Annotated in this window: 15 protein-coding genes; 6 read left to right on the forward strand and 9 right to left on the reverse strand. The window is 60.8% G+C overall.

Annotation, left to right across the window (positions count from 1 at the left end):
* Position 1 precedes the first annotated feature (1 nt).
* The 3 genes from CAK95_RS07930 (at position 2) to CAK95_RS07940 (ending at position 3,179) form a co-directional block, all read left to right on the forward strand.
* Positions 2-1,033 carry an ABC transporter substrate-binding protein gene (locus CAK95_RS07930; RefSeq protein ID WP_245303664.1) on the forward strand — a complete coding sequence of 344 codons (1,032 nt, stop codon included), beginning with the start codon at positions 2-4 and terminating at the stop codon, positions 1,031-1,033.
* A gap of 35 nt (positions 1,034-1,068) precedes the next feature.
* Positions 1,069-2,505: an amidohydrolase family protein gene (locus CAK95_RS07935; RefSeq protein WP_086087425.1), complete on the forward strand. Its 1,437-nt coding sequence runs from the start codon at positions 1,069-1,071 to the stop codon at positions 2,503-2,505.
* Between the two features lie 242 nt (positions 2,506-2,747).
* Positions 2,748-3,179 (forward strand): VOC family protein, encoded by a 432-nt coding sequence (locus CAK95_RS07940; protein WP_086087426.1) that lies wholly within the window; start codon positions 2,748-2,750, stop codon positions 3,177-3,179.
* Between the two features lie 67 nt (positions 3,180-3,246).
* Here the strand turns inward: CAK95_RS07940 and CAK95_RS07945 are convergent, their stop codons facing one another.
* The gene (locus tag CAK95_RS07945; RefSeq protein ID WP_086087427.1) at positions 3,247-5,016 is read right to left on the reverse strand and encodes an alkaline phosphatase; all 1,770 of its coding nucleotides are present in this window, start codon (positions 5,014-5,016) and stop codon (positions 3,247-3,249) included.
* Between the two features lie 68 nt (positions 5,017-5,084).
* Complete coding sequence (locus tag CAK95_RS07950; protein WP_086087428.1) at positions 5,085-6,665, reverse strand: alkaline phosphatase D family protein; 1,581 nt, start codon at positions 6,663-6,665, stop codon at positions 5,085-5,087.
* 234 nt (positions 6,666-6,899) lie between these two features.
* Between CAK95_RS07950 and CAK95_RS07955 the strand changes: the two genes are divergently transcribed.
* Entirely contained in the window at positions 6,900-7,373 is a 474-nt protein-coding gene (locus CAK95_RS07955; RefSeq protein WP_086087429.1) for a pyridoxamine 5'-phosphate oxidase family protein, read from the forward strand.
* Between the two features lie 274 nt (positions 7,374-7,647).
* Here CAK95_RS07955 and CAK95_RS29865 read toward each other — a convergent pair whose 3' ends face one another.
* Positions 7,648-8,130 (reverse strand): hypothetical protein, encoded by a 483-nt coding sequence (locus CAK95_RS29865; RefSeq protein WP_157699564.1) that lies wholly within the window; start codon positions 8,128-8,130, stop codon positions 7,648-7,650.
* A gap of 42 nt (positions 8,131-8,172) precedes the next feature.
* On the opposite strand from CAK95_RS29865, the gene CAK95_RS29590 reads away from it, so the two are divergent.
* The gene (locus CAK95_RS29590) at positions 8,173-9,339 is read left to right on the forward strand and encodes an OmpA family protein (RefSeq protein ID WP_245303665.1); all 1,167 of its coding nucleotides are present in this window, start codon (positions 8,173-8,175) and stop codon (positions 9,337-9,339) included.
* 223 nt (positions 9,340-9,562) lie between these two features.
* Here CAK95_RS29590 and CAK95_RS07970 read toward each other — a convergent pair whose 3' ends face one another.
* On the reverse strand, positions 9,563-10,804 hold the full coding sequence (locus tag CAK95_RS07970) for an argininosuccinate synthase (protein ID WP_086091275.1): 1,242 nt from the start codon (positions 10,802-10,804) through the stop codon (positions 9,563-9,565).
* A 166-nt stretch (positions 10,805-10,970) separates the two neighbouring features.
* Entirely contained in the window at positions 10,971-11,201 is a 231-nt protein-coding gene (locus tag CAK95_RS07975; protein ID WP_157699565.1) for a DUF3551 domain-containing protein, read from the reverse strand.
* Between the two features lie 102 nt (positions 11,202-11,303).
* On the opposite strand from CAK95_RS07975, the gene CAK95_RS07980 reads away from it, so the two are divergent.
* Complete coding sequence (locus tag CAK95_RS07980) at positions 11,304-11,942, forward strand: 2-hydroxychromene-2-carboxylate isomerase (protein WP_086087431.1); 639 nt, start codon at positions 11,304-11,306, stop codon at positions 11,940-11,942.
* A 277-nt stretch (positions 11,943-12,219) separates the two neighbouring features.
* Here CAK95_RS07980 and hisF read toward each other — a convergent pair whose 3' ends face one another.
* The 4 genes from hisF to CAK95_RS08000 form a co-directional block, all read right to left on the reverse strand.
* Positions 12,220-12,999, reverse strand: coding sequence for an imidazole glycerol phosphate synthase subunit HisF (gene hisF, locus CAK95_RS07985; RefSeq protein ID WP_086087432.1), 780 nt, complete (start codon positions 12,997-12,999; stop codon positions 12,220-12,222).
* Positions 12,996-13,736, reverse strand: a complete 741-nt coding sequence (gene hisA, locus CAK95_RS07990) for a 1-(5-phosphoribosyl)-5-[(5-phosphoribosylamino)methylideneamino]imidazole-4-carboxamide isomerase (protein ID WP_086087433.1) — start codon at positions 13,734-13,736, stop codon at positions 12,996-12,998. The genes hisF and hisA overlap by 4 nt, the downstream gene beginning before the upstream one ends.
* 160 nt (positions 13,737-13,896) lie before the next feature.
* On the reverse strand, positions 13,897-14,547 hold the full coding sequence (hisH, locus tag CAK95_RS07995; RefSeq protein WP_086087434.1) for an imidazole glycerol phosphate synthase subunit HisH: 651 nt from the start codon (positions 14,545-14,547) through the stop codon (positions 13,897-13,899).
* Positions 14,544-15,041, reverse strand: coding sequence for a DUF2628 domain-containing protein (locus CAK95_RS08000; RefSeq protein WP_086087435.1), 498 nt, complete (start codon positions 15,039-15,041; stop codon positions 14,544-14,546). Before CAK95_RS08000 ends, hisH begins: the two co-directional genes overlap by 4 nt.
* Positions 15,042-15,066 lie beyond the last annotated feature (25 nt).

Consider the following 15,066-nt stretch of genomic DNA (forward strand, 5'->3'; position numbering starts at 1 on the left):
CATGATGATGTTACGCTTGATCGGCGCGCTCGCTTGCTGCGTGTTGTTATTTGTTTCCTCCGCATCCGCGCAGGCCACAAAGATTCGTTTCACGCTCGACTGGAAATTGCAGGGCATCCATGCCTGGTATTACTGGGCCAAGGACAAGGGCTATTTCAAAGCCGAGGGCCTCGACGTCTCGATTGATCAGGGCGAGGGGTCAGCGGCGACTGTGACGCGCATCATGTCCGGCGCCTATGATGCCGGTTTCGGCGACGAAAACGCAGTTATCCAGACGGCCGCGCAGAAGCCGGGCGAGGCCCCGGTGATGGTGTACATGATCTACAGCAGGGCACCTTTCGCCCTTCTCACCAAGGCGGGCAGCGCGGTCAAGACGCCCAAGGATCTCGCCGGCCGCAAGCTCGGCACGCCGCCGGGCGGCGCGTCGTTCAAGCTGCTGCCGCTGCTGGCAAAGAACAACGGCATTGAGGTGTCGTCGATCAACGTCACCAACGTGGCACCTAATCTGCAGGAGCAGATGCTGCTGCAGGGTCAGGTCGATGCGATCGCGGTCTTCACTGCGACCAGCTACATGAATCTCGTCTCGCTGAAGCTGGATCCGGACAAGGACTTCCGCTGGTTGTATTACGCCGATTCCGGGCTCGACCTGTATTCCAACGGCGTGATGGTCTCACCGAAGCTCGCGAAGGAAAAGCCGGAAGCGGTGAAGGGTCTGGTGCGCGCCGTCAATCGCGCGGTCAGGGAGGTGATGGCCGATCCCGACGCCGCTATCGAATTGCTCGCAAAGACCGAGCCGCTGATCAACAAGGACATCGAGAAGCGCCGCCTGCTCTATGTCTACAAGACCCTGATCGATACGCCTGAAGCCCGCAGCGCGGGACTTGGCGATGTCGATGACGCCCGCCTGACCAAGTCGGTCGACATCATCGCGCAGGCCTTCGAGCTGCCACGCAAGCCCGGCGCAAGCGAGGTCTTCGACCGCTCGTTCCTGCCGGCCAAGCCAGAGCGGATGCCTCCGGCCCTCAAGCCGTAACAACCATCGCCTTCACGTTCAGTACCGGAATTGCCATGCGGAAAATCTCTTGCGCCTACGTCCTCGCGGACGCTCACACGCCGCCGGCGGCGGCGCAGGAGATAACTTTGGAGCATGACGGCATCCTCGCTGTCGCCCCCAGCACCGGAACGCCGGACGACATCCTTGCGCTGCCGCCCCTGGTCAACGCCCATGATCATGGACGTGCCGTGCGTGTGAGTTCGATCGGTGGCGCCGGCAAGCCGCTGGAGACGTGGCTCAACTATCTGGCGCTATTTCCGTCGATCGATCCTTATCTCGGCGCGCTCGTCTCGCTGTCCCATAGCGCATTGGGCGGCGTCGGCACGGTGATGATGCATTATACGCGGGCGCAGGGGTTCACGGATCTGCCGAGCGAAGTCACCGCCGTCGCACGCGCGGCCCGCGATGTCGGCATCTGGGTCGGCTTCGCCGTCTCCATGAAAGACCGCAACCCTCTGGTCTACGGGCCGTCCGAACCGGTACTGGCGGCGTTGCCCGCCGATACGCGCGCCGAGATCGAAAACCGTTTCATCCGCGCGCCGCTCAAGCCCGCGGAGTATATCGCGCTGGCCGACGCGGTTCACGATGCCGCTGGCAGCGACGCATTCGAGGTGCAATACGGCCCGAACGGCGTGCAATGGTGCAGCAACGAACTGCTTGAGGCGGTCGCGGATGCATCGCAACGCACCGGCCGCCGCATCCACATGCATCTGCTGGAGACGCGCTATCAGCGCGGCTGGCTCGACCAGAATTATCCCGACGGCGTCGTCAGGTTTCTCGATGCCATCGGCTTCCTGTCGCCGCGTCTGACGCTGGCACACTGCGTCTGGGCCCGCCCCGACGAACTCGAGCTGCTTGCCGCCCGCGGCGTGACCATCGCCGTCAATCACAGTTCGAATCTGCATCTGCGATCCGGCGTGGCGCCGGTGGGGCAGATGGTGAAGGCCGGTGTGCCGGTTGCGCTTGGCGTTGACGCCATTGCGCTCGATGAAGACGACGATGCCCTGCGCGAGATGCGGGTGGCCTCGTTGCTGCAAGCCGGGACCGGTTTCGACGTCAAGGTCACGTGGCAGCAGATCCTGCAGATGGCATTCGGCAACGGCCATCTGAGCGTGATGAACAAAGCCCGCAACGCGGCTCTCGTTCCGGGCGCGCCGGCCGACATTCTGTTGCTCGACTGGTCCCGCATCGACAGCGAGAAACTACGTTCTGATATCGACCCGCTCGGCCTGCTGTTCGGACGCGCAACCGCCCGCGATATCGACGAACTGATCATTGGCGGACGCACCGTCGTCAAGCACGGCTCGGTGACGAACGTGGATTACCCGGCGGCGCGCAAGGAGGTCCTGAACATGATGCGGACGGGCCTCACCAACGACAAGCTCGCAGCCGCCATGCCGGCACTCGAGCAGGCGATTGCCGGGCATTATCACGACGCGCCGTGCTGTTGAGAGGATTGCTTCATCATGCCGATTGCCGAGTCCACCGCATTTCCGGCTATTCTCCCGACGACGCGTCCGGAGGATCTGCGGCCTGCCGCGCGAATACGGCACTCTGAAAGAACTTTATTTGTCGATCTTACGACTTGAGTGAGCGCTCGCTGAAAGAACTTTATTGTCTTTGCACAGCGGGGGCCCATACTCACCACTGCCGCTATAGGTCCCGGCTTTCGCGGGGGCGACTGGAGTGGGTGATGATCGACCATATCGGTTTTCCGGTGTCCGATTACGCGCGCGCCAAAGCGTTCTACTCGCAGGCGCTCGCGCCGCTCGGCTATGCGCTGATCGTGGAAGTGCAGCAGAACGAAAACGATGCGCTGGCCGCTGGCTTCGGTCCCGACGGCGTACCGAATTTCTGGATCGGAAGTGAAGGCGGGCTGGAAAAGCCGCTGCATGTCGCGATCGTTGCGAAAGATCGCGCGGCGGTCGATGCGTTCCACAAGGCTGCGCTGGCGGCTGGCGGCAGAGACAATGGCGCGCCGGGCATTCGCGCGCATTATCATCCAGATTATTATGCCGCCTTCGCGCTCGATCCTGACGGGCACAACATTGAAGCGGTGTGTCACACATCGGCGAAGGAGCCTGCCGTGAGCACGCTGCCGCCCAAGCAATCATCGTACACCTGATTGCCTGACCCGCGAGTCCATGGTCTCGAAAAGCTGGATTGCCGGATTAAGCCCGGCAATGCGGCACTTATTTTGCGGCCGAACCTGAGGTAGCGCTAGCGCCGAGGCCCAATGCTTCCGCCATGATGCGGAACACATCGGTATTTTCCATCTGCCCGCGCACGCGTTCACTGCCAGGCCCCATGGCGGTGAGGACCACGTCCTCGCCCGAATGCACGCTGGCATTGGCCAGCCGCGGCAGATTGCCGAGGCGGAACACAGCGCCCGGGACATCCTTGTAGCGCTCATTGGCCTCGAACGTGCCCGCTTCCTTGCCTGGTACAGTGGGCGCATTCGGATCGTCCAGACGCGGCCGGAACGTCTCATAGTGATCCGGCAGACTGGCCGAGAACATCGCTAAGCGGCGGCTGACATCCACGCGCGACGGATACCCGTCTGCATCCGGCTTGGGATAGTTCGGGAAGCCAGCCTTGGCGTAGATGCGAACACGTTCGCGCATCGGCACATTCGGCGTGCTCGACATGTCGTCATCGATGGTGCCGACGATGCTGACCGGATGATTGTGGTCAGCCAAAACAAGGATCAGCGTGTCGTCGCCATGCGCTTTGGCCCAGTCCTTTACCTGCTTCACCACATTGTCCAACATGATGGTGTCATACACGGCTCGCTCCATATCGAGCAGATGCGTGTATTTGTCGATCATGCCGGACTCGACCATCAGAAAGAAGCCGTTAGGGTTCTGCGACAGAACATCGAGGGCCTTCGTAGTCATCTCCGTCAGGTCAGGCTGATCGGAAAACCGCGTGACGCTGCCGCGCTTGAGGAATTTGCGATCCAATACGCCATCCATGTTGCCGTTATTGAACAAGCCCAGCAGTTGCTTCGTGCCTTGCGGTACGGCTTTCAATTCCGTCGCATTCGATGCGAAGGCGTAACCGGCATCCTTGAACTTCGCGACATAGTCGATTTCATCGCGGCGCTTCGCGCCGGGCGCGCCTTTCGGCAGGAAGTGTGCTGCGCCGCCGCCCATCAGCACATCGGGCTTGCCGGCCAGAAACTGTTCGGTGATCTCGTCAAAGGCGGCACGGCGGCGTGTATGGGCCATCATCGCCGCAGGCGTTGCGTCCTGGATTTCGGTGTTACTGACGATGCCCACGGACATGCCGTTGCGGCGCTTCACGAGGCCTGAAATCGTCTCAACCTTCGGATCGTCGAACGGATTGGCCGACCGATCGGCATAGACGCCCATCGCATTCACGGCCGCCTTGTGACCTGTCGCGAAAGCGCTGGCGGAATTGGCCGAATCGGTAATGATCGAATCCGTTCCGGCTGTGGAGATCAGCGCCATATGCGGCATGTCGTCCATCGCCAGCTTGCCAAAGGCCTTGCCTTCCGAAATCCCCTTCGACAGCAGACGAGCCGCAACACGGTGCGCGGGCGACAAACCGTCGCCGACCAGAAGAATGACATTCTTTGCCTTGCGCGCCGGCGTTTCGTAGACATTCCAGGTGATGTCACGCGATGACGATGGCGTCGTCACCTTGATGGTGTATGTGCCCGGCTTGTCGATCGCGACGTCACGCAAAATCAGCGACGACTGGTCTTTGCCATCTTCTTTTTCGATGAACTGAACCGGCTTGCCCAGCGCCTGTGCGGCATCCGTGCCGTTCACCGTGACCTTCGCGTCCGCCGCTGTGACCAGTCCCGGAAACTCGACTTTGAGGTCGAAGCGCGATCCGGTCAGGATATCGGCCCGGTCGACCGGGTATATTGTTTGAGCATAACCGTTTGTTATTAAAGCGATAATTGCAGCGGTGGACAGCAGAATCCGGCGCATGATTAAGGCCCTCGATCGCGTTTGGGAACGACGCTAGGGACGCTTTGTGACACTCGTATTGCGCTTGGTCAGATTGCTTTTGGCAGCCCCGCCCGCTCGCGGCGCTTCGGCGCGATCGGGATCGACCAAAGGGTCCGATTGTCTACGTCCTTCAGCGAGACCGTCATCATACCGCTCTGGCCGTCGATATCGACCCGGCCGAAAAATTGCAGCCCGAAGCAGGGTGCGAGGTTCTCGCCCTGCTCGGCGCTGCAGCCTTTCTGGAACAGCACCTGCGGCCCGAAGGTGTTGTCGAGCGGCGCCGGTCCCCATGTGCCGGCATGCAACGGCCCCGAGACGAATTCATAGAACGGCTCGAAGTCCTGAAACACGGCGCGATTGGGATCGTAAAAATGTGCAGCCGTGTAATGCATGTCGGCGGTCAGCCACACGGTGTTGACGATGCCGCTGCGACGCATGAAGGAGAGCAGATTGGCGATCTCGTGCTCGCGTCCCTGCGGCGGCCCATCGCTTTGGGCCACCGCATCCGCGCTGACAAGGCCGATCGGCAGGTCCGCGGCGATGACTTTCCATAACGCTTTGGAGCGCGTCAGCGCGCGCTTCAGCCATGCCACTTGCTGGCGCCCCAGCAATTCGGCCGGCGTTGCATCAGCCTTCTTGTCGTAATCATTCGCGCCGCGATAACTGCGCATGTCGATCAGAAATACATCGAGCAGCGGACCATACGCGATCTTGCGATAGACCCGGTCGCCGCTCATCTGCGGTTCGCGCACCGGCATGTATTCGCGGAACGCCTGGCGTCCGCGCGCCGCCAGGAGCGACGCACTGGTTTCAGAATAATGTTTGTCTTTGATCGTTGCACCGGGCCACCAGTCGTTGGTGACTTCATGATCATCCCATTGCGCGATCACCGGGACCTGCGCATTGAACGCGCGCAGATTTTCGTCGAGCAGATTGTATTTGTAGTTGCCACGAAACTCCGACAGCGTTTGTGCGACCACCGATTTGTCTTCGGTCACCACGTTACGCCACAGCGTGCCATCCGGCAGCCTGATCTGCCCTTCCACCGGACAATCGGCATAGATGCTGTCACCCGAATGCAAAAAGAAGTCCGGCCGGTTCTCGTGCATCGTCGCGAAGCCGCGCATGCCGCCGCGCGCTTCATCGATGCCCCAGCCTTGCCCGGCGACGTCGCCCGACCACGTGAACGATATCGAACGGAGCGATGTATCAGGTGTGCGGAAATGCCCGATCTGTGTATCGCTGTAGACCGTCGGAAATGAAAGATCCTGAAAACGCACGCGATAGAAGACGTTTTGCCCCGCCGGCAGATCGTCGATCAGCAGCTTTGCGGTGAAGTCACTTTCCGGCAATGCATCGGCGAACAATGTCTGCTCGATGTCGCGAAAGCTGTCGCTGGTCGCGATATCGACGACCATCCGCGACGGCCGGTCGCTGCGCGACCACACCACTGCGCTGTCGCCCGATATGTCGCCAGACTGAATGCCATGCGTGATCGCCGGCCGATCCGCTGCGCGGCTGAGACCGGGTCGCGCCAATGTGCCGGCGGCGCTCACCAACGATGCGCTTGCCGCTCGCACCAGAAATGTCCGGCGTGAGAGATGCGGCACGCGTATCCTTGCCGGCATTGAGAAATCCCGCGCGAGCCTAGAGGATGGTGCCGAAAAGTGCGAAGCGATTTTCGGACAACATGCTCCAACTTATTAGAGTCGATCGCGCCAGACATTGCCCCTGAACTTTGACAGGGACTCAACGGGAATGCGACACAGTGATGACTCTTCCCGCATTCACGCGGAACGCTTGCTGCGCTCACGTGTTGCCACGCTGAGCTAACATGGACTTTGCGTGAAGGAGTATTCCGAATGAGCAAGGATGCGGAGCGCGTGTGGGATTTGATGGAGAAAATTTCCATCTGCATGCTGGCCAATTGGGACGGCGTGGAACTTCGTTCTCGTCCCATGGGCGCTTTCGTGCGGCGGAAGAACAATGCGGTGTATTTCCTGACCGACGCGCGCCACCACAAAGACGATGACATCAAGAAATATCCGCAGGTGTGCCTCGCCTTTGCCGATCCGGGCAGCCAAAAATTCGTGTCGCTGTCCGGGCACGCCGAAGTTTCGGCAGATCGCACGGCGATCAAGGAGCTATGGTCGACACCGGCCAAGGCCTGGTGGGATTCGCCCGACGATCCCAATATCCGGGTGCTGAAGGTCGTGCCCGATGACGCTCAGTTCTGGGAAGGACCCGGTAAAGTCGTAAGCACGGTGAAGATGGCCGTCGCCGCCATGACCGGCAATCGGCCGGACCTCGGCGACAACAGGAAAGTCGCCATGTGAGGAGGGATTTCCGTCGAGCGACTGTACAATTCTTCCCGCAATGCAAAATCAGATAAAGGGACAATGCTTGCCAGCGCTGTCCGATCGACGCCGCGCGATTCCATCCGAATTTGGCTTGAAACAGGTCACCCTGCGACACCAATGCCCTTCCGCGGCGGGTTTGATGGACAGCCGTTAAGCAAATGGCCACGTCCCCGCCATCGTTCTAGCCCATCACGCTTTTACTAAAACGCAGATCAACTGCGATTCGTTAACGATGGGATGTCCAAGGACTTCATTCACGAACAGCGAGATCAAGATGCGCCTTAAAGGACTGCTCCTTGCCGGAGCCGCCATACCTGCAATCGCCTTCGGGCATCCGTCTATTGCTCAGACCGTTAACCGGAGCGATCTGCCGATCATCCTCGCCCAGAACGACGGCGACAGGAGCAAGGATAAGGATAAAGACAAGAATAAGAACAAAAACGATCGACAGAACCAACGGCAGGAGAACCGGCAAGAACGTCGTGATCAGCGGCAGGGCCAAAAAGAAGAACGTCGCGATCAACGCCAGGAGCAGAAGCAGGAACGAAAAAATCTGCGCCAGGAGCAGCGGCAAAATCAGAGTCAACAGCGCGAAGATCTGCAGAGGCAGCAGAAACAGCAGCAACAGCGGCAGGAGTTGCAGAAACAGCAGCAGCAGCAGCGGCAGGACACGCAGAAGCAGCAACAGCAACAGCGCCAGGAGTTGCAGAGGCGCCAGGACTCGCAGAAACAACAAGACTTGCAGAAGCAGCAGGAGTTGCAAAAGCAGCAAGGCTTGCAAAGGCAGCAAGAGCAGCAGCGCCAGCAGCAGAACCAGCAGCGCGGCGATGACCGGCAGCGGCAGCAGGATCGCCGCGACGATCGCAAGGAAGGCCGCGACGAGCGACGCGATCAGCGGCAGGATGGTCGCGATCAACGGCAGGATACGCGTCAGGACCGCCGGGACGATCGTCAGGACTCACGCCAAGACCGCCGGGATGACCGCCAAGAGTCCCGCCAGGATCGTCGTGACGACAGGCGCGATGACCGCGCACGCCGTATCGACGACCTGCGCAAGGAGCGCCGCGAAAGCCGCGAAGGCAATCGCACCGTCATTCGCGAAGGCGACCGCACCATCATCCGCGAGGGCAACCGCACCTTCATCCGCCGTGACGAGAATGATCGCTTCAACCGGCGCGGCGATGCCCGCATCGAACGCCGTGGCAACGAGATTCGCACCGTCTCACGCCGCAATGGCGTTGACATCATCACCGTGACGGATGCGAACGGCCGCTTGCTCCGCCGCTCGCGCTACGTCAATGGCCGCGAAGTCGTAATCATCGACAATCGTCCGCGCGGAGGCCGCCGCGCGGATGCGTTCTTTGTCGCTCTCCCAGCGCTGGCACTCGGTGCACTCGCGATTCCGCGCGACCGGTACATCGTCGAAGCGGAAAGCGCGCCGCCGGAATATATCTATGGTGCCTTGATGGCGCCGCCGGTCGAGCCGCTGCCGCGGGCCTATACGCTCGACGAAATCCGCTATAGCCCGGAAATCCGCAACCGCATGCCGCGCATCGATCTCGACACCATCACGTTCGATACGGGCTCCTGGGAGGTTTCGCCAGATCAGTATGATCGGCTTGCGCCGATTGCTGACGGCATCAAACGCGCCGTGTCGCAGAATCCGAACGAGGTGTTCCTGATCGAAGGACACACCGATGCGGTTGGCAACGACGAAGACAATCTGTCGCTGTCTGATCGCCGCGCGGAATCAGTGGCGGTGATCCTGACGGATGAATTCCAGATCCCGCCGGAGAACCTGACGACACAGGGTTATGGCGAGCAGCAATTGAAGGTGCCAAGCGACGGACCCGAGCGGGCCAATCGCCGCGTCACCGTTCGCCGCATCACGCCGCTGCTGCAGCAGGGCCAGCTCGATGCCGGCGCACCGCCTCCGCAGTAATAGTTTACAAATGCAAATGGCCGGGCATTGCCCGGCCATTTTATTTGCGGTGTTGTTCGCAACAATGACGTTGCGGTCTTAACCTCCCCCTGCAAGGGGGAGGTCGACTGCCGCAAGTGAAACGCGGCAGTCGAGTGGGAGTCATCTCAGAATTTCAGAGACCCTCCCTGACCCTCACCCTTGCAGGGGGAGGGAAAGAAAGAGACGCCCCCGACAATGACAATCACAGCCCGCGCTTCTTCTTGCGCTGTCCGAGCGTCCGCAGCCGCAGCGCATTCAGCCGGATGAAGCCTTCGGCGTCGCGATGGTCATAAGCCACCGCACCTTCTTCGAAGGTGACCAGGTCCTGATCGTAGAGTGAATACGGGCTTTCGCGTCCGATCACCCAGGCGCTGCCCTTGTAAAGCTTCAGCGTCACGCGACCGGTCACATGCTCCTGTGACTTGTCGATCGCCGCCTGGAGCATCTCGCGCTCCGGCGTGAACCAGAAGCCATTGTAGATCATCTCGGCATAATTCGGCATCAGCTCATCCTTGAGATGGCCGGCGCCGCGATCGAGCGTGATGCTTTCAATGCCGCGATGCGCCGCGAGCAGAATCGTGCCGCCTGGCGTCTCATACATGCCGCGCGACTTCATGCCGACGAAACGATTCTCGACGAGATCGAGCCGGCCGATGCCATTCAACTTGCCGAGATCGTTGAGCGCCTTCAGCAAAGTTGCCGGCGACATCTTTTTGCCGTCGATAGCGACCGGATCGCCCTTTTCGAAATCGATGGTGATGACAGTCGGTTTGTCCGGCGCGGTCACCGGATCATCGGTGCGCGAATAGACATAATCCGGCACTTCCTGCGACGGGTCTTCCAGCACCTTGCCTTCAGATGACGCATGCAGAAGATTGGCGTCGACCGAGAACGGCGCTTCGCCGCGCTTGTCCTTGGCGATCGGAATCTGATGCATCTCGGCGAAGGCAATTAGTTGCTCGCGCGAGCGCAGATCCCATTCCCGCCATGGCGCGATGATGGTGATATCCGGTTTCAGCGCGTAATAGCTGAGCTCGAAACGGACCTGATCGTTGCCCTTGCCGGTGGCGCCATGACAGACCGCATCGGCGCCGACCTGTTCGGCGATCTCGATCTGCTTCTTGGCGATCAGCGGCCGCGCGATCGAAGTGCCAAGGAGATATTGCCCCTCATAGACCGTGTTGGCCCGGAACATCGGGAACACGTAGTCGCGGACGAATTCCTCGCGCAGGTCCTCGATGAAGATGTTTTCCGGCTTGATGCCGAGCAGCACCGCCTTGGCGCGCGCGGGCTCCAGCTCCTCGCCCTGGCCGAGGTCGGCGGTGAAAGTCACCACCTCGCAGCCATAGGTGGTCTGCAGCCACTTCAGAATGATCGAGGTGTCGAGGCCGCCGGAATAGGCCAGCACGACCTTCTTCACGTCCTTTTTGGGCTTGTCCGCCATGAAAATCCGTCCCGTTCGCGTCAAAAGATCGGCGCGCGACCGGACGGAAAACCGGTCCCGGCCTTCCTCATCGCGCGCCAAAATCGGCGGGACTATAGGCGGAACAGCCCTGCATGCAATGCATCATTGCCGAGTGGGCCTGCCCGGTCGTGCGCTAGGAGCAGCCTTACCGCTGCGGGCGGCGGCGCTGCTGAGGCGGGACATAGCGCGGGTTCTGCTCACAACGACCGCCGATGCCCTGGATGGTCGCGAGACATTGCTGGAAGCTGACGAAGCCGCAATTGGAGGTCGTCCAATCATAGCGGGCGCACCAAGGATATTCCTGCGCCTGCGCGGGTACAGAGGCGATCAGCGGCAACGTCATTGCGAATATCCCGATGAGTGTGATCTTGCGCATGGGCTCATCCTTCAGCCAAATCCCTTGAACCATGCCCCGGCCATGGAAACGATCGGATAACATGCGGGTTCCATATTGAGCATGAGGACATCTGACCGAACGATGGCAACAGCGCCGATCATCGATTTTTGGTTCGATTTTGGATCAACATATTCCTATCCCGCCTGCATGCGTGCACAGGGGCTGGCCTCGAGCAACGGCGTTGTGATCCGCTACCGGCCCTTCCTGCTGGGTCCGATCTTCAAGGCGCAGGGCTGGGACACCTCGCCGTTCAATATCTACGAGAGCAAGGGCCGCTATATGTGGCGCGACCTTGAGCGGCTTTGCGCCGACCTGTCGATTCCTTTCAAAAAGCCGGTACCGTTTCCTCAAAACAGCCTGCTTGCGGCCCGTGTCGCGCTGGCCGGCGAGGGAGAAGCCTGGCGCGATAAATTCTGCTGTGCCGTATTTCATGCTCAGTTTGGTGAAAGTCGCAGCATCGACGATCCGACGGTGATCCGGGAGATTTTGCAGGATGTGGGCGCGCCCGCCCGCTCGTTCCTCGAGCTCGCGCAATCCGATCCGATCAAGCTGCAACTTCGGACACAGACCGAGGAAGCCGGGCGCCTTGGCATTTTCGGCGCCCCCAGTTTCCTCACCGAGGACGGGGAACTTTTCTGGGGCAATGACAGGCTGGAAGCCGCGATTTCATGGGCCAAGCGACTTGCGGAACAAAACGCCGGTGGGCGCATTATGTCGTGACAACGCGACAATTTGAGACAGCAGGCGGCAAAATAGCCGCCCGAAACGCCCCGGGGAGAACCAGCCCCGGGGCTTTTGTTTGCGCCCTGAGCGTCGAAATTTTCAAACGAACAGGAACGTCGAAAGGCATTGACGGGTTTTATCCGCGCCGGGACGGAGTCTTCAACGTCCCATCTTCACTCCGCCTCGGTGGCCCCGGCTTTTGAGTCGGGGTCTTATTTCTTGGTTACGCGCAGACATGGCCGCCGAAGAGGGCGACGGCGTCCGGCAATGACGATCAGGGATCGAGCCGCATCGGCAGGCCGGCCTTGGCCATGTGTTCCTTGGCCTGGCGTATCGTGTATTCGCCGAAGTGGAAAATCGAAGCTGCCAGCACCGCGGTCGCATGACCATCGCGAATGCCTGCGACCATGTGATCGAGATTGCCGGCACCGCCTGATGCGATCACCGGTACGCTCACAGCATCCGAGATCGCACGCGTCAGCGCGATATCGAAGCCGGATTTCGTGCCGTCGCGATCCATCGATGTCAGCAGGATTTCGCCGGCGCCCAACGCGACCACCTCTTTTGCATATTCAATGGCATCGAGGCCGGTCGGCTTGCGGCCGCCATGGGTGAAGATTTCCCAGCGATCCTTTTCGCCGGGCTGCGACACCTTCTTCGCATCGATCGCAACGACGATGCATTGATCGCCGAATTTCTCCGCCGCCTCTTTCACGAATTCGCGCCGTTCTACGGCAGCCGTGTTGATCGACACTTTGTCGGCACCCGATTGCAGCAGCACGCGAATGTCTTCTACCGTGCGCACACCACCACCGACCGTCACCGGCATGAAGCAGGCTTCCGCCGTACGCCGCACGACATCGAGCATGGTGCCACGGTTTTCGTGGCTTGCGGTGATGTCGAGAAATGTCAGCTCATCGGCGCCGGCGGCATCATAGGCAATCGCCGCTTCCACCGGGTCGCCTGCGTCACGCAGATCGACGAAGTTGACGCCTTTGACGACCCGGCCGTCCTTCACGTCGAGACATGGAATGATGCGAACCTTGAATGTCATGATGACGTCCGCGACGCTCGAATCAGCGCCAACGCATCGGCGGCGTTCAGTCGTCCGTCATACAGCGCGCGTCCGGCAATGGCGCCTTCGAGCTTCTTCGCACGCGGCTCCAGCATTGCTTTCACGTCATCGATCGAGGCAAGGCCACCCGACGCAATAACAGGAATCGAAACGGCATCAGCCAAGGCAATCGTCGCGTCGAGATTCAGGCCCTGCAGCATGCCGTCGCGCGCGATATCGGTGTAGATGATCGCGGCAACACCGGCGTCTTCAAAACGGCGCGCGATATCGATCACGTCGAGTTCGGACGATTCCGCCCAGCCTTCCACCGCGACCTTGCCATCGCGTGCGTCGAGCCCGACGGCGATCTTGTTCGGAAACTTCGACGCCGCTTCCTTGACGAAAGCCGGATCACGCACCGCCGCCGTGCCGATGATCACGCGGTTGACGCCCTTCTTCAGCCAACCTTCCACGGTCGCCATGTTGCGAATGCCGCCACCGAGCTGCACCGGGATATCGGTCGCTTCGAGAATGCGATCGACCGCACGGCCGTTGACCGGCTTGCCGGCAAAGGCACCGTCGAGATCGACGATATGCAGATATTCGAAGCCGGCATTTTCAAAGGCGAGCGCCTGTTCGGACGGATCGCGGTTGAAGATGGTCGCGCGCGCCATGTCGCCCTGTTCGAGACGCACGGCCAAGCCGTCCTTGAGATCGATGGCAGGAAAGAGGATCACGTTCTTTGCCTTTACCCTCCCCCTTGTGGGGAGGGTCGGGCACCGAGCAAGAGCGAGGTGACCGGGGTGGGGGTTTCAACGATAGAAGCACCCCCCTCCCGTCGAGCTTCGCTCGCCGACCTCCCCCACAAGGGGGGAGGTAAGGCACTGAGGGTGCGGTTCACGGCTTCCATTTCAGGAAATTGGCGATCAGCGCAAGCCCGAGTTTCTGGCTCTTTTCCGGGTGGAATTGCGTGCCGACCATATTGTCCCGGCCGACGATCGCGGTGACCGGCCCGCCGTATTCGGCCTGCGCGATCAGATCGTCCTCATGGGCGGTTCTGAGCTGATAGGAATGCACGAAATAGGCATGCAATCCGTCATCGCCAAGGGCAATGCCGTCGAGCAGCGGGTGCAATGTCCGCGCGCGCAGCGTGTTCCAGCCCATATGCGGGATCTTCAGACTAGGATCGGACGGGTGAATGCGATCGACCTCGCCGGGAATCCAGCCGAGCCCTTCAGTGACCTTATATTCACGGCCGCGCTCGGCCATGAGCTGCATGCCGACACAGATGCCGAAAAACGGCTTGCCGTGCTTGCGCACGGCATCGTTCAGCGCATCGACCATGCCCGGCACCGCATCGAGGCCACGGCGACAATCGGCAAAGGCGCCGACACCCGGCAGCACGACGCGATCGGCCGCTGCGATCTGATCCGGATCGCTGGTGACGACAATGGCTTCATCAAGCTCGTGCTCGCGCGCGGCACGCTCGAAGGCTTTCGCGGCCGAATGCAGGTTGCCCGAGCCGTAATCGACAATCGTCGTCGTCATCGCGGCGGCTCTGGCTGCGGAAAGGAACCGATCACACCGGGCGAGGAATGACTGGCCATGCGCACGACCGGCTCGGCATTGGCCGGTGGTGGCGCCGCATTGGGACGACGCCTGGCCTGCCAATTGACGAAGAAGCGGCGCTCGGCCTCGTCCTCATTGTCCGCAATCACGACACCGACATTGGTCCAGCCGCGCCGTGCCAGCGTCCAGCGTCGCAGCGTCGCGCCTTCAAGGCCAACCAGAAACGCCAGCGCAACGATCGCCAATTGCTGAAAGCCTGCCGGCGCACCGACAAACTTCAGACCGACCACGATCAGAACACTCAAGGCAACGAACAGCACCGCCACCAGCCACAAACGGTGGCGCAGCATCCACAAGACCGAGAACAGAAAGCCCCAGAAGTAGAAACCATCGCGCACAAACGTGAATCGTGCCGGTTCGGGCATATTTTCGGACGCGCCAAGCGGCGGCTGATGAACGGTGAAAACGGCCATCCGGTTCTTGTCCTCGATCTCACAA

Origin of the sequence: Pseudorhodoplanes sinuspersici (assembly GCF_002119765.1) — a bacterium.
Classification (GTDB): domain Bacteria; phylum Pseudomonadota; class Alphaproteobacteria; order Rhizobiales; family Xanthobacteraceae; genus Pseudorhodoplanes; species Pseudorhodoplanes sinuspersici.